Origin of the sequence: Paenibacillus sp. RC73, assembly GCF_044908085.1 — a bacterium.
GTDB classification, from domain to species: Bacteria; Bacillota; Bacilli; order Paenibacillales; family Paenibacillaceae; genus Paenibacillus; species Paenibacillus terrae_A.
In genome coordinates, this window is record NZ_JBIYCV010000017.1 from 41,432 (window position 1) to 64,411 (window position 22,980).

At 41.7% G+C, this 22,980-nt stretch carries 19 protein-coding genes, 1 pseudogene and 1 CRISPR repeat array; of the genes and pseudogenes, 15 read left to right on the forward strand and 5 right to left on the reverse strand.

Annotated elements, in window-relative coordinates:
* Nucleotides 1-261 precede the first annotated feature (261 nt).
* The 3 genes from ABH897_RS25545 to ABH897_RS25555 all read left to right on the forward strand — a co-directional run bounded on the left by ABH897_RS25545 (nucleotide 262) and on the right by ABH897_RS25555 (nucleotide 3,392).
* The gene (locus tag ABH897_RS25545; RefSeq protein WP_404580586.1) at nucleotides 262-1,464 is read left to right on the forward strand and encodes a macrolide family glycosyltransferase; all 1,203 of its coding nucleotides are present in this window, start codon (nucleotides 262-264) and stop codon (nucleotides 1,462-1,464) included.
* A gap of 237 nt (nucleotides 1,465-1,701) precedes the next feature.
* Nucleotides 1,702-2,244, forward strand: coding sequence for a GNAT family N-acetyltransferase (locus ABH897_RS25550; protein ID WP_283652610.1), 543 nt, complete (start codon nucleotides 1,702-1,704; stop codon nucleotides 2,242-2,244).
* Between the two features lie 800 nt (nucleotides 2,245-3,044).
* The gene (locus ABH897_RS25555) at nucleotides 3,045-3,392 is read left to right on the forward strand and encodes a Na-translocating system protein MpsC family protein (protein WP_044647337.1); all 348 of its coding nucleotides are present in this window, start codon (nucleotides 3,045-3,047) and stop codon (nucleotides 3,390-3,392) included.
* A 17-nt stretch (nucleotides 3,393-3,409) separates the two neighbouring features.
* On the opposite strand, the gene ABH897_RS25560 is transcribed toward ABH897_RS25555, so the two are convergent.
* Nucleotides 3,410-3,838, reverse strand: coding sequence for a DUF4395 domain-containing protein (locus ABH897_RS25560; RefSeq protein ID WP_283652609.1), 429 nt, complete (start codon nucleotides 3,836-3,838; stop codon nucleotides 3,410-3,412).
* Between the two features lie 160 nt (nucleotides 3,839-3,998).
* Between ABH897_RS25560 and ABH897_RS25565 the strand changes: the two genes are divergently transcribed.
* Nucleotides 3,999-4,679, forward strand: coding sequence for a hypothetical protein (locus ABH897_RS25565; RefSeq protein WP_404592887.1), 681 nt, complete (start codon nucleotides 3,999-4,001; stop codon nucleotides 4,677-4,679).
* A gap of 224 nt (nucleotides 4,680-4,903) precedes the next feature.
* Nucleotides 4,904-5,044 carry a hypothetical protein gene (locus ABH897_RS25570; protein ID WP_283652606.1) on the forward strand — a complete coding sequence of 47 codons (141 nt, stop codon included), beginning with the start codon at nucleotides 4,904-4,906 and terminating at the stop codon, nucleotides 5,042-5,044.
* Nucleotides 5,045-5,306: 262 nt separating this feature from the next.
* Here ABH897_RS25570 and ABH897_RS25575 read toward each other — a convergent pair whose 3' ends face one another.
* Nucleotides 5,307-5,522, reverse strand: coding sequence for a helix-turn-helix domain-containing protein (locus tag ABH897_RS25575; protein ID WP_283652605.1), 216 nt, complete (start codon nucleotides 5,520-5,522; stop codon nucleotides 5,307-5,309).
* Nucleotides 5,523-5,693: 171 nt separating this feature from the next.
* Here ABH897_RS25575 and ABH897_RS25580 point away from each other — a divergent pair, with 171 nt between their 5' ends.
* The 4 genes from ABH897_RS25580 to ABH897_RS25595 all read left to right on the forward strand — a co-directional run bounded on the left by ABH897_RS25580 (nucleotide 5,694) and on the right by ABH897_RS25595 (nucleotide 8,299).
* The gene (locus ABH897_RS25580; RefSeq protein WP_283652604.1) at nucleotides 5,694-6,344 is read left to right on the forward strand and encodes a hypothetical protein; all 651 of its coding nucleotides are present in this window, start codon (nucleotides 5,694-5,696) and stop codon (nucleotides 6,342-6,344) included.
* A gap of 75 nt (nucleotides 6,345-6,419) precedes the next feature.
* The gene (locus ABH897_RS25585; protein WP_283652603.1) at nucleotides 6,420-6,542 is read left to right on the forward strand and encodes a putative holin-like toxin; all 123 of its coding nucleotides are present in this window, start codon (nucleotides 6,420-6,422) and stop codon (nucleotides 6,540-6,542) included.
* A 465-nt stretch (nucleotides 6,543-7,007) separates the two neighbouring features.
* Nucleotides 7,008-7,460, forward strand: a complete 453-nt coding sequence (locus tag ABH897_RS25590; RefSeq protein WP_283652602.1) for an AAA family ATPase — start codon at nucleotides 7,008-7,010, stop codon at nucleotides 7,458-7,460.
* A gap of 8 nt (nucleotides 7,461-7,468) precedes the next feature.
* Nucleotides 7,469-8,299 carry a siderophore biosynthesis protein gene (locus ABH897_RS25595; protein ID WP_283652601.1) on the forward strand — a complete coding sequence of 277 codons (831 nt, stop codon included), beginning with the start codon at nucleotides 7,469-7,471 and terminating at the stop codon, nucleotides 8,297-8,299.
* Nucleotides 8,300-8,338: 39 nt separating this feature from the next.
* Here the strand turns inward: ABH897_RS25595 and ABH897_RS25600 are convergent, their stop codons facing one another.
* Entirely contained in the window at nucleotides 8,339-8,827 is a 489-nt protein-coding gene (locus tag ABH897_RS25600) for a hypothetical protein (RefSeq protein WP_283652600.1), read from the reverse strand.
* A 365-nt stretch (nucleotides 8,828-9,192) separates the two neighbouring features.
* A CRISPR array of direct repeats spans nucleotides 9,193-10,370; the repeat unit is 32 nt; unit sequence GTCGCACTCTATATGAGTGCGTGGATTGAAAT.
* A gap of 419 nt (nucleotides 10,371-10,789) precedes the next feature.
* Between ABH897_RS25600 and ABH897_RS25605 the strand changes: the two genes are divergently transcribed.
* From ABH897_RS25605 to ABH897_RS25620, 4 genes are all read left to right on the forward strand, one after another.
* Nucleotides 10,790-12,262, forward strand: a complete 1,473-nt coding sequence (locus ABH897_RS25605; RefSeq protein WP_404592888.1) for a hypothetical protein — start codon at nucleotides 10,790-10,792, stop codon at nucleotides 12,260-12,262.
* A 223-nt stretch (nucleotides 12,263-12,485) separates the two neighbouring features.
* A complete protein-coding gene (locus ABH897_RS25610; protein ID WP_283657172.1) occupies nucleotides 12,486-13,952 on the forward strand; it encodes a peptidase associated/transthyretin-like domain-containing protein in 1,467 nt (488 codons plus the stop codon).
* 146 nt (nucleotides 13,953-14,098) lie between these two features.
* Nucleotides 14,099-14,977, forward strand: coding sequence for a hypothetical protein (locus ABH897_RS25615; protein ID WP_404580577.1), 879 nt, complete (start codon nucleotides 14,099-14,101; stop codon nucleotides 14,975-14,977).
* 243 nt (nucleotides 14,978-15,220) lie between these two features.
* A complete protein-coding gene (locus ABH897_RS25620) occupies nucleotides 15,221-19,816 on the forward strand; it encodes a fibronectin type III domain-containing protein (RefSeq protein WP_404592889.1) in 4,596 nt (1,531 codons plus the stop codon).
* A 79-nt stretch (nucleotides 19,817-19,895) separates the two neighbouring features.
* Here ABH897_RS25620 and ABH897_RS25625 read toward each other — a convergent pair whose 3' ends face one another.
* Entirely contained in the window at nucleotides 19,896-20,405 is a 510-nt protein-coding gene (locus ABH897_RS25625; RefSeq protein ID WP_283652596.1) for a discoidin domain-containing protein, read from the reverse strand.
* A 426-nt stretch (nucleotides 20,406-20,831) separates the two neighbouring features.
* Nucleotides 20,832-20,963: pseudogene (locus tag ABH897_RS25630) on the reverse strand (sigma factor-like helix-turn-helix DNA-binding protein); the annotation flags it as partial.
* A gap of 284 nt (nucleotides 20,964-21,247) precedes the next feature.
* On the opposite strand from ABH897_RS25630, the gene ABH897_RS25635 reads away from it, so the two are divergent.
* Nucleotides 21,248-21,877, forward strand: coding sequence for a TetR/AcrR family transcriptional regulator (locus ABH897_RS25635; RefSeq protein ID WP_283652595.1), 630 nt, complete (start codon nucleotides 21,248-21,250; stop codon nucleotides 21,875-21,877).
* Nucleotides 21,874-22,848, forward strand: coding sequence for an alpha/beta hydrolase (locus ABH897_RS25640; protein ID WP_404592890.1), 975 nt, complete (start codon nucleotides 21,874-21,876; stop codon nucleotides 22,846-22,848). Before ABH897_RS25635 ends, ABH897_RS25640 begins: the two co-directional genes overlap by 4 nt.
* Nucleotides 22,849-22,980: the final 132 nt, after the last annotated feature.

The window sequence follows — 22,980 nt, forward strand, 5'->3', positions numbered from 1 at the left end:
ATGCGGTGCGCACTGTTTGTACGTTTTTACAATGTTCCTTGCATAGAATCAAAAAATACCGGATCATGTGTCGTGATATTCTTAAGTGAGTAGTCAGACTTTTGCTGGAACAGAAGTGTTCTCAGATTCGCCTTTTCCTCTAGATTTTCAAGTATTGTACTATGATAAACTTGATTCCATTAATTGATTCGAGCAATCGTAGGGACAGTGCCCCTTACTCTTACACAATTTAGAGAACAGTATACCTAAGGAGTGGTAGAAATGGCCCGTGTTTTATTTATTAATGGTGGATCAGAGGGACATATCAATCCAACTATTGGAGTTGTGCAAGAGCTTATTTCGCGTGGAGAAGAGGTAGTGTACTTTTCTATAGAAGCTTCTCGGGAGCGTATTGAGAAGACAGGAGCTTCAGTACGAACATTTGACGATCAAAAATTTATAAAAGCCTTTATCTCAGGTGGAAGAGATTATTTACTCGAAAGAATCAACGGTCTTTTACTTACGGCAGATATAGTCATACCAAGTGTTCTTGAACAGATCAAAGGAGAGCATTTTGATTACATCATCCATGATTCCATGTTTGGTTGTGGACGTTTACTTGCTCAAATTCTTAAGCTTCCTGCAATCAACTCCTGTACTTCTTTTGCGCAGACAAAAGTATCATTCGATAAAATGTTGGATCAATTTTCTATACAAGTCCCTACAGAAATAGTTAAACCTATAAATGATAAATTTCAAAGCCTAACGGTAATGGTGAAGGAAAAATATGATGTGGAGATCCATTCTCCTTACGAAGTGTTTTGTAATCCTGCACCACTTACAATCGTTTATACAACCAGGGAGTTTCAACCTTATGGAGAAGCATTCGACCAAACTTATAAATTTGTAGGTCCATCCATCTCTTCACGATTAACTCAAGAATACTTCGACTTTACTGCAATCAAGGGGAACAACCCCATTTACATTTCACTGGGTACAGTCTTTAACCAAGCAATTGATTTCTATAAGCTTTGTTTTGAGGCATTGGGGAACACGGATCATACTATTGTCATGTCTATTGGGAATAAAACCCAAATTTCTGATTTAGGGGAAATTCCTAAAAACTTCATCGTAAAAAATTATGTTCCACAAACTGATGTACTACAATACACTAAATTATTTATTACACATGGTGGAATGAACAGTACCAATGAAGGTCTCTATTACGGAGTTCCGCTAATTGTTATCCCACAAAGCGCGGATCAGCCGATCATTGCGGGGCAAGTCGCCAATATCGGAGCAGGCATTAAATTACAAATGCAAAGCTTGACTGCAAATCAACTACGTGAAGCCGTAGATCATGTGTTAAGTCTCTCATCTTTCAAGTACTCTGTCGCAAATATTAGGGAATCCTTTCAAAAATCAGGTGGGTATCATCAAGCTGTTGATGAGATTTTCGAATTTAAAAGTCAATATCATATCTAAATGAATCCATTTCATAATACCCTCAGTAGCTTTAATAAAGAGTACATATAGATCAAAATGGTTTAGTTTGTCTATATGTAGTGTACATTTCGTTGGCTTATCATTTATGAAATTGATTCAAATATAAAATTTTATAATAAAAAATGATGCTGATATACACCGCTCATCAAACCAATTTCCGAATCTTCATCCTGTGATATAATTCTCTCAATATCATAGTTTGGAAGGATGGTGCAGATGTCGGAGCAGCAAGTATACGTCCGGTTCTCTGAAGAGGCGGACGTCGCAGAATTGACAGCAATGTACAAGCGCAATCGGGAGTTCTTTGATAAGTTTTCGCCAAACAACCTAGAGGAGCACTATACAGAGGAGCACCAACTTCAGAAGATTATTAAGAGCAAGGCCGACATGATGGAGGATCGGAGATATTCCTTCGTGGTATGCCACAAGGAGGACGACCGGATTATAGGTAGCATAGATCTATCTTTTGTGGTGAGGGGACCGCTTCAGAGCTGTATGATCGGATACAGCCTAGACCAAGCTTATAACGGCAAGGGCTATACGACGGAGGCGGTGAAGCAGGTGGTTCGCTACGCTTTCGATGAGCTAAAGTTTCATCGGATCGTCGGGGAAGCCTCTCCTCGGAATCCAGGATCAATCCGTGTGCTTGAGAAGGCTGGCTTTCACAAAGAAGGCATCTCTCGAAGCAACGTAAAGATCAACGGAGAGTGGGAGGATCATCAGGTTCTGGCGATTATAAATCCGTCAGAGGATATCTAGTTTCCCAAAGTGATAATAAACGATGATTTATGGCTCAACAAACGGGATACGCTAGTTGATTGTTTAAAACCTCTCATTAGGAGCAATATTGATTAAATGCTCATATTGTGAGGTTTTATTTTATTTGGGGATTATTTTGTCTCGACAAACTCTTCTTTAACTTTGAATGATTCCATAAATGGATCTTCCCCATAAAGCTTGTATAAATGCTGCACATGAGCTATGCCCCAATCACCCATCGCTTACAAGGTGAGGGTTCATTTTCTTCCCATATTCTGTGATGGGAAATTCGCCTTTTGGAGGGATTTGAGTCTTAAGTTCTCATTCATTCATGGTCCCTGTTAGAGCAAAAATAAAAAGAGTAACAAATTAAACAGTCCAGGGGTTACATGAGAGAGATATATTTATTATTTATGGAAATTCCAAATGCTTTGCCGAAAATGTATTTGCAGTAGACAACCAAATTGAACGTATTGAAGATAGCGAACAAAAAATTACATTCCAATTATCAGATGAGGTGAAACAACGTAGAAGCTTGTGGTTAAGCTATAATTCAAGATTTGACGAGCTTCACACGATATCGTTAGAGTGTATAAAAAGGAGTTGTTTTCGATACGATGAGGATGCTAGATGAATATTAGGTTTCATCGGCTTCAGGTAACTTTTTTATCAATACGAAAAATAGGTAACAAAGTATGTTCCAAAAATCACTTTCCTTCAATCTCTGTTTTATATGAGAGGAATCGGTTATGATGGAAATAGTAACAAGGATTTTAGTAGGTTTAGGAGAGCGGTGCGATATGAGAAAGGAAACGGGTTTTAACGAAATTATTCGAAAAGTACGTAAAGAGCTATTTGGAAAAGGCCCGGAACGCATACATACAACCTTTGTAGATAACATGGCCATCACGATGCTGTACGGTAATTTAACCCCTTCTGAAAAGTTTCTGGCACAAGAGGTTGCCGGGAAAGAGATGGTGCATGCAGCCCGAACTAAAATGGTTCAGAAAATCTATCCCGTACAGTTCAACAAAGAACTGGAGGATTACATGGATTCCCGACTGCTGCACCTCTTTTCGGATATTAAGGTGGAGGAAGATATAGCCATCTCTGTTTTTGTATTTGAGGATACGATTGTTGCAAAATAGGATGAAGGGAAGGCAATCTATACGTGATTTCTTCTCCGATATTGATATTGGGACCATTGGTAGAGAATAAAGCATCCGACACAAAAGCCCAGAATAGCGACCAATGCCGCCACCAGCACCATCGCTGAGGACACATAAGCGACAATACTCCATTGGAACGTAAACCCTGCCAGAGCCACCAGCAGAAAAAAGACGGCAAGGAGCTGATTAAATCTTTGCTGTCCCCGGTCCTCCTGCACATATGAGGATGGGCTTTTCTTTAAAAATAGCTTGGCTACCCGCATCACCGGATTGAAGTTGAATAGCACACCGAGCAACCCCGCAATCAGTGGAATAGCTAACACCCCATACGCCCCTGTAATCCAGGTAAAGACCACAGACAGCACAATCACCCATTGATTAGCCCTGACCAACGGACGGGGAATCGAGGCTGAAGCTTGACTCATATATATCACCCTTTTCACATCGGAATAAAATAGTTGAGATCATTATAACGTAATGGTTGGGGAATAGATAGCTGAAAAATGGTTTGTATGATCATTACTATAGACCCATTACCAAAGACATGGTAGAGTTTTGGTATATATTCGGTAAAGGGGTCAGTTTATGAAAAAGGTATTTTTATGTTTATGCGTAGCAGGAGTCGTTCTATCGGGCTGTACTACTTCCAAGAGCGGTACCACAAGTACAGAGAGTGCTACAAGTTCAAATGCATCAGGAGACTCTGCCAGTTCATCTGTGCATGAGACGGTAGCGACTGAAAACAAGGGATATCAAGGTAAAATTTCATTTCGCAACGTAGGCTGGGGGATGAGTAAAGAACAAGTAAAGGCATCTGAAGATATGAAGGTTGAGGAAGAAGATCATGAGTCGATTGCCTATTATTCCAAGATATTGGGACTGGAAAGCGGACTCATGTACTTTTTTGTGGATGATCAATTGGTTCGTGCAGGTTATTTAGTTACAGAAAAACATACGAATAAGAATGATTATATTGAAAATTATAATGACTTAAAAAAGAGCCTAACGGAGAAATACGGCAAGCCTAGCAGTGATGATACCCTTTGGAAGGGAGAGTTATACAAAGATACACCAAGCCAATGGGGAATGGCTGTAGCGACAGGTGAATTGCATTATCAGGCAGCATGGGAGATAGAAGATACAGAAATTTTGCTTGATTTACAAGGTGATAATTTCGAGCCCCAACTGAGTCTATTGTATGACAGCAAGGAACTACAGCATTTGAGTGAGCAGCAACAGGATCAGGAATTGAAAAAGAATTTATAACAGAACAAGGCATGGGTTTTATAGGTTTTGAGTGCGAACCCCAAGTGCACATGAAATCCCCGGAACATTCGCACCCCGCGCCAGACAAGGGATTCAGCGATTTTGGGGTGTGGTTTTTAACATTTATTGGTGAGTTAAAAAGAGATTCGCGAAAAAGCGTTTACAAAGCCTAGCTGGGTAAGGCTTTGTAACGCGTGCTGTCGCTCCTTATGTAGGAGCGTGGATTGAAATATATACTGCGTATCGGAGAACTGAACCCAACGATTCAAGTCGCTCCTTATGTAGGAGCGTGGATTGAAATTTCCACTCCATATATCCGTCTTCTGCTCTTTCAATTTCGCTCCTTACGTAGCAGCGTGAATTGAAAGCACGTATTTCTCATACCACACATGTAGCACAGCTATGACGTTCCTCATTTTTCATTAAAATACACAAAAAGGTTTGCCCTAGTAGTTTGGCAAGCCTTCTTGTGCTGGTTGTAAAACGGAAATAGGTTCATAATGAACTAACATTTTTATAGACGTGGAACTGTTCGGAACACCACTCTAAAAAGTGGAACACAAAAAAGAAGCCCGTTTTGAAAACAGACTCCTTAATGTACTCCCACGTTAACATGCACAAACCACGCTATTCTGTTTCTTCAAACTGCATTAACACGGAAATGTCTTTGATCTCCAGAGCATGAGCGATCTTTTCAAGCATAAGCAAGTTTACTTCTTGTCGGTTATCACTGCTTAGTTTGGATATCCTTGCCTGTGAAACACCGGATAGTTCTTCTAATTGTTTTTGAGTGATACCTTTTTCTTTGAGAATTTCCTTTAGTTTGATTCTGATTTTTAACATTTGGATTTCCTCCATACATCGTTGACAAAATATGACCATAGGGTTATATTTATTTTATGACCTTAAGGGCATATTCGGGATTGACATGCTATCTTCCCAAAGGGATGTATCCAACATACCCTTAGCTTTGCTATTGCCATTTTACCAGAATTTCAATGGAGGATGATACCTATGACTGAAAAACTGAAAGCGAATGTGCAAGCGATCAAGGACATTGTACGCATGAATCCCGTGTGGGAGCAGGAAAAGGGAGAGCAGGAAGCAGCGGAGCTGCACTACTATCATATTGTGGATGCGCTCAATCGAAAATGGCAAACCATCGGTGTCGATGTTTCGGACGCGATTCAGGTTTTTGAAAGAGGGCATAACGATGCATGGACACGGATTATTGAACCAGCCCCCTGGAACCCGAATCTAACCACTAATGATTTAATTCATCTGCTCAAAATCAGTCCGGAAGCTGTACAGATTCGTCATGCTATGCAAATCATACTGAATACCGTTGAAAGACGCAATGCGTTTATCCGTCGTATCATTAATGTGAATGATCAGGCAGTCCGGAGTCTGCTCTACCTGATGAAAGATGAATACCTACGTTATGAGCTACTCTCGAATGAAACCTTTATGGCTATGTATGCTATGAATCCGGTCGAAGCTTTATCTGTATATTTTCTGGAATCCGTAGATGTGCATATGTACTGGGAATGGTGTGATGCTGGAGGTACAGGCGAGCAGGCCATTCAGTATAAGCGTGAGGACCCTCACATGACGTTGATTCAAGCGATTGAAAGAGTAGAAGAGGAAATGTATGCCCGTACATAACAAACCATAGGTATAGTTGCTACGCTGACGACAAAATGGCTTGGGTGGGCAGTTGGCTAGTCTCCTGCAAAGGATGTGAGGGCTGTAGAGGTTAAAGATGCTTTGACATTAATGATGATGTTCGGTACGCTGCTGGTTGCGTTGATCGGATTAATTGTCACCATCGTAATCGCATTGAACCAACACAACAGAAAGTAGACGGCCCACTTATAGCGAATTTCAAACCCGTTTGTTACAATTCAAGGAAATGGGTATAGACCATACATCATAGAGGAGGACATGCATATAAGATGGATATTCAACAAAAATGGATGTGGCTCACAGTCCTATGAAGCCATTTGTCCTTGGTGTATTGCAGAGGCAGTGCGGCTGAGAAATGGAATGGAAGCTTCCATGATGCTGCGTGTTGCGCACATTTAGAAGACGAGAAGCGCAATGAGTTACGTATCGAACGTCAGGATATCAAGCCTGGCAAAGTACAACATGGTTTTTGGAAAACAACCGAAAGATAAGCTGTTTGTGGAAAAAGGAGTGAATTGGAATGATCTTCCGTTTGGCAAAAGCGCGGGGTATGTATTACCAAGCAACAGTATCGCAAAGGTGAGGCTATCAGAAACAAACTACATCTACCAATATGTCTACTTGGACAAGGATGTGTGAGAGTTGGAATGTGTCATTTTTATAGGAATCCAGGCTTCAGGAAAGTCGACATTTTATAAGGAGTATTTCTTTAAAACACATATGAGAATAAATTTAGACATGCTTAAAACACGGAACAGGGAAAATATTTACCTACAAGCCTCCATCGAAACAATGCAGCGCTTTGTTGTAGACAATACGAATCCGACAGTCGAGGAACGGAAAAAATATATAGCTGTTTCAAAAAATAAGGGATTTAAAATTATAGGCTACTATTTTGAACCCGATTTTGTAGGATCCATCAAGCGTAATGAGAAACGAACAGGTAAAGAGCTTATTCCTGAGATCGGTATTAAAAGCGTCATGAGTAAGCTTGAAGTTCCGAGCTACGAAGAAGGGTTTGATGAGCTGTACAGCGTCACATCCTATGAAGGAACGTTTCGGGTCGAAAAGCTGACGGATAATCACACAATGTAGGAGGAAATATGAATATACCCGAGAAATACATCAAACATTTTCCAGCATATGAGGACGTATTTGTTGGCGATCTTGAACATTATCGGAAGCATTTTTTGCCGATTTGCTCGATTAATCTTCAATTTTTGTTCCCGGAGCAGGACGAGTGGTTGCATTTTGTTTCCGTAAAAGAAATTCACGAGGGCAGTGTAGGTGAGGATACCCAGTCATTTCACACCACATTTACGAAGGAAGATATGCTGGGGTTCAATGTGATGGATGGTAAATACAAATTCGAAGCGGATTGGGATTATTTTATCCTTCATCAGAAAGAGCAGTTGGAAGCTGCCTATGAAACGCTGAAATCCACCGGGGATAAAGCATATCTACGCATGAAAAGGAAAATCATGTCTCTGGATGAAGTGGAGCGTGCGTATATAGCTAATGAACAAGACTACCAATCCCGCAAAGCGTTTTTCCTGCAAAATAACAACATTTATCCTTATTCCTCTTTAGGAGATGCCAAAGAGTCTGTAGAAGAACTCACCCGCGATTTTGAGGACAAACAATCGAGTGGTTGGGGACTGAGTTTCCCTGAAGTCAACGGTATATTGGATGATATCGCATTTCAGTCCGAAGAGGCCCAAAGCTATATAAAGGAATATGGTGAATCTATCGAAGAGATGCTCCAGTTCGAACATACGAACTTGCTTCATGTACCTAAATGTGCCAATGGCGAGACTTTTACCTATATCGGTTCTTTCACGGGATATTATTTTCAAGCATTTGGGGCGGATTCCGTCTATTTATTTTATGATAGATATTTGGGTAAAGCGGTCATTTGCTTCGAGTATTCCTAAGAGATATAGAAAAAGCTCCCCTGACGGGAGCTTTAAAATTTATTTCTTATTCATCTCGACATCATGCTTTTTGGCAAGTGTGTTGAGTTGTTCTTGAAAATCTCTGAATAGCTTTCTACCCTCGCTGAGCTTGGCGTTACTTTCATTGACTAAGTTCAGATCCTGTTTATCCAACGCATCAACCATCGTAATGAAGGCTTCCTTTTGAGTACTAGCGGCCTTGATGTAGGTTTCGTGGAGGGCTCTTACCTCAGGAGTTTCCGTCTTTACAGCTTCTAACTTATCAACGAATTTGGTATATTCGGGGATAATATTATCTTTTAAAGTATTATATAGTGTTAGATCATCTGTGTATTTATCTCCGGTCACGGATTCATACTTGTCAGTTACTGCTTTTTCATCTTGTGCCAAGGGAAGCATTCCATCATTCACATACGTAATTAAATCTTTTTTAACCGGATCGGTAGAGCAGGCTGCCAAAATAGAAAAACAACATAATACTAACATAAATACGCTTAACTTCTTCATCTGTATTCCCCTTTTTATGTATGTTATGGGTAATTCGATATGCCTTGTAGTCAAAAAGAACTATCCATATCTTTTATTATATCGTATAAATAAGAGAATGGTAGGGTTTTTATGGTAAAATAGTGTCGAAACTAAGTTGGTTGATCTGCTCATTAAAAGTAGGGTATCATATAGAAGCCGATTCGGTGCGAACCCCAAGCGCACATGAAAATCCCGGGTCCTTCGCACCTCGAAATTTGTCGAAAAGTGTTGGAATAGCTATTTAACCTTAAAAGTCAATAGTTGATTCAAGCTTATTTGGCATCAGTTTTTACGATAATGTGTGGAATTGATATCGTTAGGGTATGAATTACTGCATTTTCGCTGTCGCACTCTATATGAGTGCGTGGATTGAAATCCCCGAACCCTGGAACGATCCGCAATGTCTGGAGTCGCACTCTATATGAGTGCGTGGATTGAAATACGTTGATTGTCCTACGCCTGGTCATACGCTTCCCAGTCGCACTCTATATGAGTGCGTGGATTGAAATCACATATTTTCGGTCACATCCCACGATGGATCAAACGTCGCACTCTATATGAGTGCGTGGATTGAAATTCGAATTGGATAAGCCTCCGAAATGGATAGGCAATATCGTCGCACTCTATATGAGTGCGTGGATTGAAATCTCTACGTATGAATTCGTCCCAGTCTTTGTCCATTGTCGCACTCTATATGAGTGCGTGGATTGAAATCGCCTTGTTCGCTATGGCTCCAGGGATATACCCCGTCGCACTCTATATGAGTGCGTGGATTGAAATTGCTGAAAAACGAAGACAAATAGAGCCGCTATTGTGGTCGCACTCTATATGAGTGCGTGGATTGAAATCATCAAAAAGTACTCAATCTCAGTTATTTCGAGAAGTCGCACTCTATATGAGTGCGTGGATTGAAATTTTTAGGAAAAGGCAGCCGTTAGGCTACCTCCTCGTCGCACTCTATATGAGTGCGTGGATTGAAATCGTTCGCGGACTATCTTTAATTCTTCCTGTGTCAGGACAGTCGCACTCTATATGAGTGCGTGGATTGAAATGTGTGTAGTAATAATCGGTGATTTCAGAACGTACGTCGCACTCTATATGAGTGCGTGGATTGAAATTTGAGTAGAAACATTGTTAGGATTGCTACTGGGAAGTCGCACTCTATATGAGTGCGTGGATTGAAATCAACTTGATGAGACAGGTAAGCCTAAAATAACCACGTCGCACTCTATATGAGTGCGTGGATTGAAATAAATTTGAAGTCAAATCCAGTTACCTCGGTAAAAGTCGCACTCTATATGAGTGCGTGGATTGAAATAAATCAAAGATAGCAATGACGCTATGGTCCTTGGGTCGCACTCTATATGAGTGCGTGGATTGAAATTTCTTCAAATCCACGCTTTATATCTGGCGGTAAGGTATCAAGTCGCACTCTATATGAGTGCGTGGATTGAAATATTTGCCAGATAAAAATAGGCGACTGCATCCCGGTCGCACTCTATATGAGTGCGTGGATTGAAATCAATCGTTCACATCCCGAAGGCCCGAGAAGGACAGCAGGTCGCACTCTATATGAGTGCGGATTTGAAGCACAGCGCTCAAAATAACTTTTTACGTGTTTTGCGAAAAGTACATTATATGTGCGCTCAAGTTTATTAACCTTGAAACTCAAAGAAGGCTCCCTTTTAATTAGGGGAGCCTTTTTCGTCGTGATTTTTAGGATAAAAAAGTAGACAGGGATTTTCAGTGCTCTGTCCATTGCCTCAGGTATGCTTCCGAAAGAGGTGTAAAATTATCACGGATTACAAATAAGAATATTTTAAGAAGTATCTTCCATTAGAACCAGAATTGTTTTATGATAGTGATAGACAGCTTAGAAGTTTTCCAGATGTATCTGGAAATAGCGGAAATTTAGTAAAACATTCGAGAGGGGATTTCAGTATGAACAGGTTCAGAAAGGCAACTTCGGTGTTGCTAAGCACAGTGCTCCTGCTTTCTTTCGGGATGACTGCGAACGCGAGTCAAAGCACAGAGGGTAAAACGGAACAAGCGATTAAAGCGGAGTCCAATTTTCAGCTAACAACTGAAAATGAAAGCGTCATTAAAGATTTAACACGGGCAGACAAGCCCGCAAGCATTACAGATTCGGTGTATGCCATTACGGAAAATATCAACTTGCAAACACTACAGAAATCTGTTTTGAAAAAGAAAGTTACCCCTTCGCTGAAAGCAAGTCCAAAGTCAGCATCAGCGAATGCCACAGCTACAGCGTCCTCCGCTACATATTCCGGTACGATTACGGAAGAGGGAGGTACACAGTTTTTATATCCAATCTACTTGCAGCCCGGTGAATTGTTGCAGGCTCAATTGGACGGACCGTTTTCAGCACAGCTTGACTATGACCTGTACTTATATGAGTTTGATATGACGACAGGTGACATTAATCCCAATGCCATTGACAATTCCATCTACGGTACTTATTTTAACAATTATGAACAAGGGTCTGCATCACTTCCCGAAAATGTAGGAGCCCGCAACACGACTGGATCTGAAAAGGCTTATGCGATTGCAGTCCATGCCAAGAAGGGGTCAAGTATTAATGATCTTTTCTATCTGACTGTGGCTACAAGCTCCAAATATGATGCATATGAGCCGGATGAAAGCGCTTTTCATGCTTATAATTTTACAATTAACAACGGAGGTTCTTCAATTAACTCACGCTCCATCCATTCCGGTATAGATAACGATTGGTATCAAATCACGATCCCTGCAGGTCGTAATTATGATGCTGTAAATGTAAGGCTGGATAGTACCTCGGAGAGCTATGGCTATAAAGCGGAAGTTTATGGGGTGCTCACTGGCAACCAAATGGTGCTTCTCCCGCAAACGAATCACAACGTTTCCCTGAATACGGGAACCTACTATGTGCGAGTGTACACTACAAGTCAGTATTCAGCCGACCATTTGTATACACTAACCATGAAACCGGTACTCAAGGCTGGTAAAATCGAAATTACGAGCTTTAACTCCAATGGCTATTATGACTATCCAACTTACTCATACGGTCGTCATTATCGTATTAACGGAGGCAGCAACCTGATCGTGAATGGTGTCGTTAAAACAACGGATGGTCAACTGGTTCCTAATGCGCCTGTCACTGTCGCTTGGCTGGATCAGAACTGGAGCGAGGGCAGCGGTAACCGTACCAGAACGGCTTCTACGTATACGAACGATTACGGGAGATTCAGTGTGACTCTTTCCCTTCCACAATCTACAGGAAGAAATGTAGAATATTTGAGTGACATTGGTTCTACACACTATTATGATCTTACAGGGGTAGCGGCTCAGGTCGACGGCACCTCGATTAGTGCAACGGATATAATTTATCTTTTTGCTTACAGTATTAGAAATTAATCATTTTTTAACGTAGTAGAGTAATATATAAGAGTCGCTTTTTTTCGCAATGGCTTGCTGAGGCTTTCCATTTTCGAAAAAGGCGGCTTTTTATGTTTTTTTGCACAGTATCTTCCATTAGAACTAGAAGTGTTTTATGATAGAGCCATACAGCCTAGAAGTTACCCTGGTTTATCCGGGGAATAGCGGGAATTCCTTAAACCATTTGAGAGGGGATTTCAGTATGAAGAGGTTCAAAAAGGCTATTGCAGTTATGCTAAGCACGATGCTCCTGTTTGCTTTCGGGTTGACTGCGAACGCGAGTCAAGGCACAGAGGGGGTATCGGACCAAGCAATTAAGGCGGAGTCCGATGTTCAGCTAACAACTGTAAATGAAAGCGTCATTAAGCAGCTAACGCGGGCAGACAAGCCGGACAGTATTACTTCTTCGGTGTATGCAATGAAGGAAGATCTCAACTTCAAGACACCGGAGACACCCTCATTGAAAAAAGAAACTGTTCCTTCTCTGAAAGCAAGCCCAGCGGCAGCCACAGCTTCTTCTGCTACGTATTCCGGTACGATTACGGAAGAGGGAGGTACACAATTTTTATATCCGATCTATTTGCAACCTGGAGAATTGTTGCAGGCTCAGCTGGATGGTCCATTTTCAGCACAGCTTGACTATGATTTATACTTATACGAGTTTGATATGACGACAGGTGACATCAACCCCAATCCAATAGACGCTTCTACCTACGGCACTTATTTTAACAATTATGAACAGGGGGCTGCATCACTTCCCGAAAACGTAGGAGCGCGCAACGCTATAGGATCCGAAAAGGCTTATGCGATTGCAGTTCATGCCAAGAAGGGCTCTAGCATTAATGCTCCTTTCTATCTAACTGTCGATACAAGTTCCAGCTACGATGCATATGAGCCGGATGAGAGCGCTTTTCATGCTTATAACTTTACCTTTAGTACGGGTGGATCCTCCCTTAACTCACGTTCCATCCATTCAGGCATTGATAACGACTGGTATCAAATCACGATCCCTGCGAGCCGCAATTATGATGCATTAAATGTAAAGCTGGATAGTACCTCGGAAAGCTACGGTTACAAAGCGGAAGTTTATGGAGCTCTCAGCGGCAACCAGATGGTGCTTCTCCCGCAAACGAATCACAATGTTACTTTAAATACTGGAACCTACTATGTACGAGTATACACAACCAATCAATATTCAGCTGACCATTTGTATACACTAACACTTAAACCGGTACTTCGGGCTGGAAAAATTGTAATTAACGGTTACGACTCTTCTAAAAATGGCCCTAATGACTACCCAACCTATTCTTATGGTCGTCATTACCGTGTTACTGGAACTAGTGATTTTACTGTGAAGGGTGTCGTTACTACAACTGATAATTATCCTGTTGCAAATGCGCCTGTTGATATGACATGGTTGAATCAGAACTGGACTGAAGGCAGCGGCAATCGCACTCGTACAGGCACAGCTTATACGGATCAGAATGGGGCCTTTAGTGTTACCGTTTCCCTGCCACATTCAACTGGAAGTATTGCGGAATACCTGTCTGGAGCAATCAGTTTTACACACTATTTTGATCTCTCAGGGGTAGCTGCTCAGGTTAGGGGTACTTCGATTATAGACACAGATATTGTATATCACTTCGCTTACAGTATTTATGGCGGTTGATTAACTGCTTTAATATGTGTTCATTTTTTAGGACAAAGCATATATTCATTCCATATGTGCTTTGTCCGATATATATAGAAACAGGGTCACATTACATTATACATACGACTTAGAGTGCCTGTTACCAAATGACAGGAGGAAATGAAATGAATTTTGAGCCCCTTAGAATGCAACGAGCCGTTATTAACACTAGTAGCTTGCGGATAAATCCGGCAGCAAAGCAGGCCCAATCCCCCCAGCTTTATGAAGGAAAACGCTCCGAATTGGTTATTCAAGACTCCGTAGAGATTAGCGAAACCGGTAGGCAACTTTCTGAAGGAGCTATTGTATCACAGTCTGCTAAGTATTTCGGTACAACCCAGATCAACGATTCATTAAACCGGGTTTTAAAAGGTCAGCCAGAAGAAGTGTCCAATGCGGTGTACAGTATGATTGAATCCAATTTTATCGTCAATGGTACAGTAACAGATGAGAGCCAGCGAACCGTGCTACTGGAGATGGGAGTTTCCCAATCCAAGTATATTGCAGACCACTATATGGAAGGTGACAAGGCCAAAGAGTTTTTGGAAACCATGAACCAGATAGCTGCTATTGCTTTGACACGATCAATTGATCCAGAGACCGGAGATATTAGTTACACGACTCCAATAGACCGTCCGCTAGGTGCCCCTGAGGATTACGTCAAAATGTCGGAATTAATGAAGCAGGCTGACCCCCAAAAGTATACTGCATTCATCAATGACATTAAAGGTGGAGGGAATGGACTGAGTCAGCTGATAGATTTTGCACAAAAGGTTCCTCAAAACCCCAAATGGATTGAGAAATATAAGGAACGTACAGGAGAGATTGCGGAGTTGCTAAATAACACGCGAATAGAGAACCGGTTTGACAAGGCTGATACGACTTCAGCTTCCGCATTTATGAACAGTATGCAAAATATTCTTAAGGAATCTTCCGCTATGCAGGACTCTTACAGTCAGAACTTGCGCGGCTTTTTTCGGAACTTGGGCGTTCACGTTAATTAAGGCTTCAAGGCTGATCCCGAGATGTGGGATAATGTGGAATACAAGCATTTATGAATTTTAAATGATGTCGTGCTGTTTACATTACGTTTAGAACGAAGTATAATAACTTCAAAACATACTCGTTACTTTGAGGAAGCACCTCAAACTTAGGCTTAACCGCCTTCGTTTGGGGTGCTTTTTCTATTTTAGCCGAAACGAGTTTGTGAAACTCTTTGAAAATAAAATAAAGCAAGGGAGAAATGTATGTATCCAAAAAATAAGCGAAAGGTAAGGAAGTATAGCAAGTGGGCATATGGATTTTTAGCTGTAATGATCATGTTAACTGCCTTTCCTATATTTCCAGATAGGGTATCAGCTGCTACCCAAGAGATCATCGGTGGACCTTTTTGCCAAAATAATTTACCTGGTGGGGGTGACAGTTGGGGGTTATGGTCAGGAAATGGGATAGGAGCAACTGAAGTTTATAATGGTACGGGTTCAGCAAGATATAAGTGTGAGGGTGTGGTGCAGCCGACAGAACGTTTTGTTGATATTGGAAGATCTATTAAGACATCGGATTATAAGATTTTTGTTTATATCGAAGGGTCTTACCATACTGATATATTTGTATCTAATGCAGCAGCGGGTAACAGTTGGCAGCCTAATGGAACGAATTTATATACATGGACCGATGTCACAAAATTTTATGCCAGTAGCTCTTATCAAGGGAAATGGGTAGAGATCACAGACTCTATTACGTTAAAAGATATTCGGTATTTTAGAGCTATGGGTACTAACCAGCAGACTGGTAATGAAATATCCAAGTTTGGAGTCCGTGTCATCCCCAAATCAGATCTGATGCCTAAATTACCCCAGATTAATGCAGGGGCTGAGGGCCAAGCAAGTACGGGGTGGACCAAAGGACCTGTAACGGTTTGGATCAATGGAGACGTGGCACCTGAAGGGCTAAAATACTATGAATACAGCCTAAATGGTGGAGCATTTCAACAGTACACAGGACCCTTTACTGTATATGATCATGGTGTAAATACAATCTATGCCCGGACTGTAGACGTGAACAACCAGTACAGTGGTCTTTCTTCCGGGAATGTCAGGATAGACAAAATGCCGCCGACGCCACCGATCATAAGTGCAACGGGCAACAGTAATGACTATACCATTACATTGCAGCCAGGAGCGGACGATTATTCTGGGCTGGCCCATACACAATTTCGCGTGACGGGCGTTGTCAATCAAGGTTGGCAAGATTATGGTGGAGCATTCCATGTTAATCAAGATGGCAAAAGCACGGTTTATGCCCGTTCCATAGACAATGTAGGTAATGTGAGCCAAGAAGTAAGCAAGGAAGTCACTATTGATAAAAAGGGACCGAATGCTCCTGCTATCCGAGCTAGCGAGGTGGGTCCAACGATCAACAATGTGAATATTGCCATTGATTCAGGAAGTGATCCTGTAAATGGAATCAAGATGACGCAGTATCGTTTGAGTTCAGCAGGGGAGTGGCAGACATATAATGGCGTTTTTACACTAAATGCGGAAGGGCTGTACGAACTATCAGCACGAACGATCAATAATCTGGACGTGCCTAGTCCAATCGTGACTCAATCGGTCATGATTGATCGAACCAGGCCAACGCCCCCGGAGGTTACGTTTTCCGAGGTGACGATGCCCACCCGATACACCAATAAGCCGGTACAATTTGCTATTTCGGGTGGAACGGATATTTCAGCAGTGCATTACGAATATCAAATGGGCTCTGGCCATTATGTTCCTGGTTCATCGGGAGTATTAAATAGCTCTGGCATCGTAAAAGTGACTGCTCAAGCTGTGGATGCGGCTGGAAATCGGAGTGATCCGGTGTTCGCAACATCTTATGTTGATTTGGAACCCCCGATGATCCAGCTGACACCGGATTCGCGTGAATGGAAGGATACGAGCATTCAAGTGGGGATACGATATACTGACCAGCATTCGGGGATCGAACCACCCACGATGCAGTATAAAATCACGAACAGCCCTGATGTACCCGAATATTGGGATGCAACTGCTGATACAGGAATTCAGTTGAACCTTTCAAAGGAAGGTGAATGGTATGTTCATGCCAAGGTTAAAGATCAGGCGGGTAACATTTCTGAAACGGTCAGCAGAGCACTTCGCATTCAGAAGCAGCCTCAGCCAGCTGAGCTTTCTGCGTCATCCGTACGAAATACAGAGGTCGATCTGCAATGGACTCTTCCATCGGGCCTTGATGATGGTTACGTCTATACCATCCGGAATTTAACGACGAATGAGATTTGGGATGTTACGCATCCGACAAATTCTTTTACAGACAAAGGGCTACAGGGAGGGTGTCAATACGAATATGAAGTGCGTTCCAGTAATCACGTGGGAGGCAATGCTTATTCCAATCGAGTTCGTGTGTTAACGTTACCTGATGCCCCGGATCAGATCCGATTACGAACCATTTCTCGTACTTCAGCACAAATCATGGCTGATTTTACGCCAGTGCTTTCAGCTGACAACTATAAGATTACAGCAACGGATGTTAGTACGGGGGAAGTCATATTTAAGGATACTGTTACACAGGATGTGTATAATCCAATTACGGGGATGAAATCGGGAGAATTTTACGATGTTTCTGTATCAGCTATAAACGCCGCCGGAGAGGGTGCGGCCAAGCATGTGTCTTTTTTAAGCCTGCCAGATAGCCCGAGCGGATTCCAAAATGTAACCGTGAAGGACGATGGAATCGACTTGAAATGGAATCGTGTAATCACGGCGACATACTATGCTCTGGAGCGGGACAAAGCATCTGTTTATAAGGATGTGTATACTGAATTCGCTGATCACGGACTTCAGGCAGGAACGGAGTATGATTATTCCATTTCCGCTGAAAATGCAACCGGCTTTGGAGATTATGCTCATTTGAGGGTCATCACATTACCTGATCGGGTAACTACGCTGGCGAGTGTGGTGAATGATGTATATTCTGTCAGTGTGGATTGGCAAGATGTGCAGGGGGCTGACGGATACATCTTGAATGTTAATGATGAGCCAGATGTGCGGATTTCCCGGGGAAGCCATGCCTATACTTTTGATGGATTGCCCGCAGGTAGGACTGCAAATATTCGAATCCGAGCCTACAATCGAAGTGGTATAGGCGGAGATACGACTATCAACGCATTAACGCTACCTTCATCGGTTGTACGACTTGTGGCAGTAGATATTCGGGAACATGATGCTGCCATTGTTTGGGACCCAGTCGATGGGGCGACCAAATATAAAGTAACAATCAATAGCCAGGATTATTACAGCACGGAACCACGTGTAGTCGTATCCGGATTAGAAGGTGGGAAAAAATACGATGTTCAGGTGAGCAGCGGTAATAGTAGTGGGTTCAGTCAGCCTGTGCGGGAAGAGCTGCTTACGCTTCCATCTCAAGTGCAAAACGTCAAAGTCACAGAGCTAGGGAATGGCCAGATTTTGCTGAACTGGGATGAAGCCAAAAATGCTTATCAATATGCTGTAATTCGGAAAGATACTGGTGAAATCGTGGATACCAAGGATACTAGTATCAAGCTTTCAGGTATCCAACCTGGTACGATGTATTCGTTCGGCATTCAAGCTGTCAATACAACGGGCGCAGGTGAGTGGACTCCATTTACGTATCGTGCGCTCCCAGGCCAAATACCAGATCATGAGCTGACATTTAAAGATGTAACAGATACCGATCTGGTAGTTACGTGGAAAGAAGCTCCTGGTGCGGATACCTACCATGTGTACCAAAATGGTCTGCTTATCGGCGATACGGTCAAGCCCCATTTTAAAGTAGACGGATTGGATAGCTCTATGGTGTATCGTATTACCGTTAAACCGGTTAACACAAGCGGTGAAGGTAAACAGACAGAAGGCGAGGTAGAAACGTTACCGTCTCCAGAATTTGCGTTTTCGAAAACGGAGACGACTAATAGCGAGTTTATGATCCACTGGGAATCAGAACACAAAAATGATATTTTCGTGCTCACCAGTGAAGGACAAACAGAATTATATCGTGGTAAGGATCGAAGCTTTATTTGGAGTCAACTTAAAGAGAAACAATCGTATGCAGTTCAGCTTTGGGCAGAAAACAGCCAAGGAAAGCGTACCATTGCAAAACAAGCGAACGGTAAAACAACGGGGAGTACTGAAGCCTCAGCCTCAGGCGTTGGAGCAGGAGGTGGGGGGATTGTTAAGCCGATACGGCCCGATGTAGAGGAGTTGACTGAAACAGCAATCATTCAAGCACCTTCAGTCGAAACGAAGCCCAATCGCTTTAGTGACATTGAACGGGCATTTAATAAAGATAAGATTAATGCCCTTGCAGATTTGGGGGTAGTGAAGGGTATGACCCAAACCCTTTTTGAGCCGAGCAGACCTGTAACACGTATGGAGTTCACTTCGATGCTCATCCGTTCCCTGAAATTACCGCTCGAAACGGATATGGCTTTAAGCTTCGAGGATATCAATCCATCAGCGTGGTATGTTGATCTATTGAAAACAGCGATTAAAGATCAGGTCGCTCGTGGATTTAGTAACAAGGTATTTGCTCCAGATCGCGTTATTAACCGGGAGCAGGCGGCTAAAATGGTGAACAACGTTATCAAGGCTACGCCACAACAAGAAAGCAATATCTACTCAGATGCCTCTCAAATTGTGGAATGGGCCAGAGAAGATGTACTTGGTCTAACCGAAATTAATTTAGTACAAGGATATCCAGATGGAAGCTTCCGTGCAAAACAGGAAATCACACGCGCCGAAGCGGCTGAAATGATTTATAACATGATTCAAAAAATTCAATAAAAAGAAGGGGGTGGCATTAGCCAGCCCCTCTTTTGTATATGTGCATATAGGAATTGATGCAGTATGCTCACATTGATTTTTATTCCGCAATAGCGGGATTTAAATTGGAATTTCTGTAGGCTGGAACGCCATTGATTGAAGCGGTTCTTAACTGAATATATCGTACACCATAATAGGTTGTTGTATTATTCAGGCCAGATGAAAGTACAGTTATTTTATAATATTGAAAAGGAATCTCATTGCTAAATTGATAAGTCGTTTTTGCAGTAGTTGGCACTGCTTCTACTGCACCTAATCTAAACCAGTTTTCTCCGTCGTTAGAACCATGAAGAGAAAACGTTAGGATAAAAGCTTTAAAGGTTGGCTGAGCCAAGAGGATATCATTAATCGTTTTCCCTTCATCTAATTTGAATACAATTTCTCCACCTCTACCGCTCAAGCTGCTTTCCCAAGAAAGATTATTATCAATTAAAATATTTTTTGGAAAAGTATTTTTGGTATCACCATTAGTTGAAACATTTTCTTCTGCTATAACGACAGGATCAATTGAAAAAGAATAATCGTTTGGATTCTGACTAAATTTTGTCATGTTGGATTTCCTCCATTAGTTAAATTATTTAATATTGTTGAAATTATAATTTATATTTATATGAACCTATCAATAAATATATTACCTAATATTAAAATACATATTGCGACTGCCAGAAAAAACACACCAATACTCATCAACAGGTAGAGATTGTCGTCTACATAGCTTCAAATGGACGGAAGTAAACCCGGGTTAGATATAGCACTGGATTGCCTCAATTCGCAAATGAGCGCAAGGCTGTATATACAGTTATTGCTAGAATGCTGTTGATGACGACACATACAGTATAAGCAACCCCCGCGTATTCCTAACATTAAGATGGAACAACTGTTCAAATGTTTTTATGATAGAGTTTAAGCGATATAATTACGAAAAAGGCCCCTATTGGGACCCTAAAGCAGTTCATATATTTGCGCTTAACATGTTTTACCCCTTCTGCTTGTAAAATTCATGGTACAGCTTCATTAATGCACGCTTCTCAATGCGGGACACATACGAACGCGAAATCCCCAGCTCTCTGGCAATTTCCCGCTGTGTACGTTCTTCACCTCCGGCGGCCTTGATCAATCCGATGGTACCGATGGATATGAGGTCCTCCAAATCTTCATGGTTTATCAAATTTAAGGAAGGCGGAACGTGTACTCATCCAAAATAACCTGATAAAAATAAGCCGGAGGCGCATGTTGGGCAGCACTCCGGCTTATTTTTATATGTTGAGGTTCATCCTGCTCGTAAGTAAGATAAATTCACTCTTGCTATAAGTCGTAATTTAAGATACATTATTAATTAAATAAATGATCATTTAATTAATTAAAGTTTAGCTTAAAGAAAGGGGAATACATTTGGCAAGACCCATCAATGAAGAAAAAAGACTGGAGCGGCGTAAACGTATCCTTGAAGAAGCTGTTGTCCTGTTCGCAGAAAGTGGATATTCTAATACCACAACGGCTATCATTGCGCAGAGTGTGGGAGTGACTCCTGGAACCATTTTTCAATATTTCCCTAGCAAAGAAGCTTTATACTACGCCGCTGTCCTTGAGCCGCTTGCTGATATTCAGGCGAAATCGCTTGCTTGTCTACAACAAGAGGGGACGCCGGGCGTATTGATTAAGAACATGGTGGCAGAACAATTCAACCACATCTACTTATATACAAATGAATTGCGGCTTGTTCAATCTGTCTTAGGACAACGAATAAGATTCCCTGAACTTACACAGAAAGTCCTTGAAAGTACAAAGGTAATGACAGATGCGATCGAATGCGTCTATGCCAAGGGACAGTTAATGGGAGAATTCAACAAAAGCTTTTCTCCAGCAATGATCTCTCGTGCCTATATCTCTTTCTTTAATGGAGTGGGCTTAACTCTTGGAGAAAGTATTATTCATCATCCCGAGTGGGAAAATCTGAAGGGGCATGCCTTGTATTTGTTCGCACCCATACAACCTAAAGATAAACTGGAGGAGTCTGAATGAGTCAAACATCATTACAACCTGATCTGACATTTAACGTTCGTGTGAAAAAACGAAAGAAAATTTTATGGAGCCTAGGGATCGTGCTTTTGCTTGTGATGGCTCTTGTATTTTTTATATCTTATAAAGTAGTAGACACCTTGTTGCACCATCCTAGAGACACTAACGTCAGCTACGAATTGAATATCGATAAAACTCCCTACGAAGAGGTCGAGTTCAAGAGTTTGAAAAATGATAATACGATTAGAGGTTCCTTCTTCCCTGCAAGTGGTCTTTCTGGTAAAGCAAATAATAAGACGATTATTGTCGTCCATGGATATACGAGCAATCGTTTAGTCAAAGGGCGGACCCCAAAGTTAGTAGAGCATTTCGTTCCGAAAGGCTACAATGTATTGGCATTTGACCTCAGCTCGCAAGGTAAATCCGATGGTAATTTGATTACACTGGGTCTCAATGAAAAATACGACTTGCTGGGAGCTGTAGACTATTTAAAATCCAGAAACCATACGGGTGATAACATTGGAGTGATCGGCTTTTCAATGGGTGCTGCTACTTCTTTGCTAGCCGCAAGTGAAAGTGATGACATCAAAGCTGTAATTGCGGATAGTCCTTTTCGTAATGCTGGTCTATTTCTGAGAGAGGGTTTGCCCTTCTTTTCAGGTTTACCTGCGTTTCCATTCAGTTATACATCGACATGGATGGCAAATTGGGCCTTTAAGGTTGATCTTGATTCCATATCTCCTATGGATGCGGTAAAAAAGATGCAAGACAAGCCAGTTATGCTCATTCATGGTACTGGAGATCAGCAAATTAGTTATAAAAATACAGAAATTATTTACGAGTCCTTAAAAGATAACCCAAAAGCAGAAGTATGGTACCCGCAAAATACGGAGCACATCGATGCCATCAACCATTACCCCACTGAATATTTCAAAAGAGTAGATCGCTTTTTGGATGAGTATGTAGGAAAATAAATTCAATCCAAGAGAGCAACTAGCGGAGGAGCTTGTCCTGACGAAGTAAAAATACCCAATAATATCAAGCATTTTTAGCCTGTAGTGTAGAAAACCACTACAGGCTTTTATTTGCGTTTTCAATGAAAATAC

Bases quoted from the DNA above. Each gene is read 5' to 3' on its own strand.
- ABH897_RS25580 (WP_283652604.1), top strand. From the start codon at position 5,694: ATGACTGAAAAACTGAAAGCGAATGTGCAAGCGATCAAGGACATTGTA.
- ABH897_RS25625 (WP_283652596.1), bottom strand. From the start codon at position 20,405: ATGACAAAATTTAGTCAGAATCCAAACGATTATTCTTTTTCAATTGAT.
- ABH897_RS25620 (WP_404592889.1), top strand. From the start codon at position 15,221: ATGTATCCAAAAAATAAGCGAAAGGTAAGGAAGTATAGCAAGTGGGCA.
- ABH897_RS25610 (WP_283657172.1), top strand. From the start codon at position 12,486: ATGAAGAGGTTCAAAAAGGCTATTGCAGTTATGCTAAGCACGATGCTC.
- ABH897_RS25575 (WP_283652605.1), bottom strand. From the start codon at position 5,522: ATGTTAAAAATCAGAATCAAACTAAAGGAAATTCTCAAAGAAAAAGGT.
- ABH897_RS25600 (WP_283652600.1), bottom strand. From the start codon at position 8,827: ATGAAGAAGTTAAGCGTATTTATGTTAGTATTATGTTGTTTTTCTATT.
- ABH897_RS25560 (WP_283652609.1), bottom strand. From the start codon at position 3,838: ATGAGTCAAGCTTCAGCCTCGATTCCCCGTCCGTTGGTCAGGGCTAAT.
- ABH897_RS25605 (WP_404592888.1), top strand. From the start codon at position 10,790: ATGAACAGGTTCAGAAAGGCAACTTCGGTGTTGCTAAGCACAGTGCTC.
- ABH897_RS25595 (WP_283652601.1), top strand. From the start codon at position 7,469: ATGAATATACCCGAGAAATACATCAAACATTTTCCAGCATATGAGGAC.
- ABH897_RS25615 (WP_404580577.1), top strand. From the start codon at position 14,099: ATGAATTTTGAGCCCCTTAGAATGCAACGAGCCGTTATTAACACTAGT.
- ABH897_RS25640 (WP_404592890.1), top strand. From the start codon at position 21,874: ATGAGTCAAACATCATTACAACCTGATCTGACATTTAACGTTCGTGTG.
- ABH897_RS25550 (WP_283652610.1), top strand. From the start codon at position 1,702: ATGTCGGAGCAGCAAGTATACGTCCGGTTCTCTGAAGAGGCGGACGTC.
- ABH897_RS25555 (WP_044647337.1), top strand. From the start codon at position 3,045: ATGAGAAAGGAAACGGGTTTTAACGAAATTATTCGAAAAGTACGTAAA.
- ABH897_RS25565 (WP_404592887.1), top strand. From the start codon at position 3,999: ATGAAAAAGGTATTTTTATGTTTATGCGTAGCAGGAGTCGTTCTATCG.
- ABH897_RS25545 (WP_404580586.1), top strand. From the start codon at position 262: ATGGCCCGTGTTTTATTTATTAATGGTGGATCAGAGGGACATATCAAT.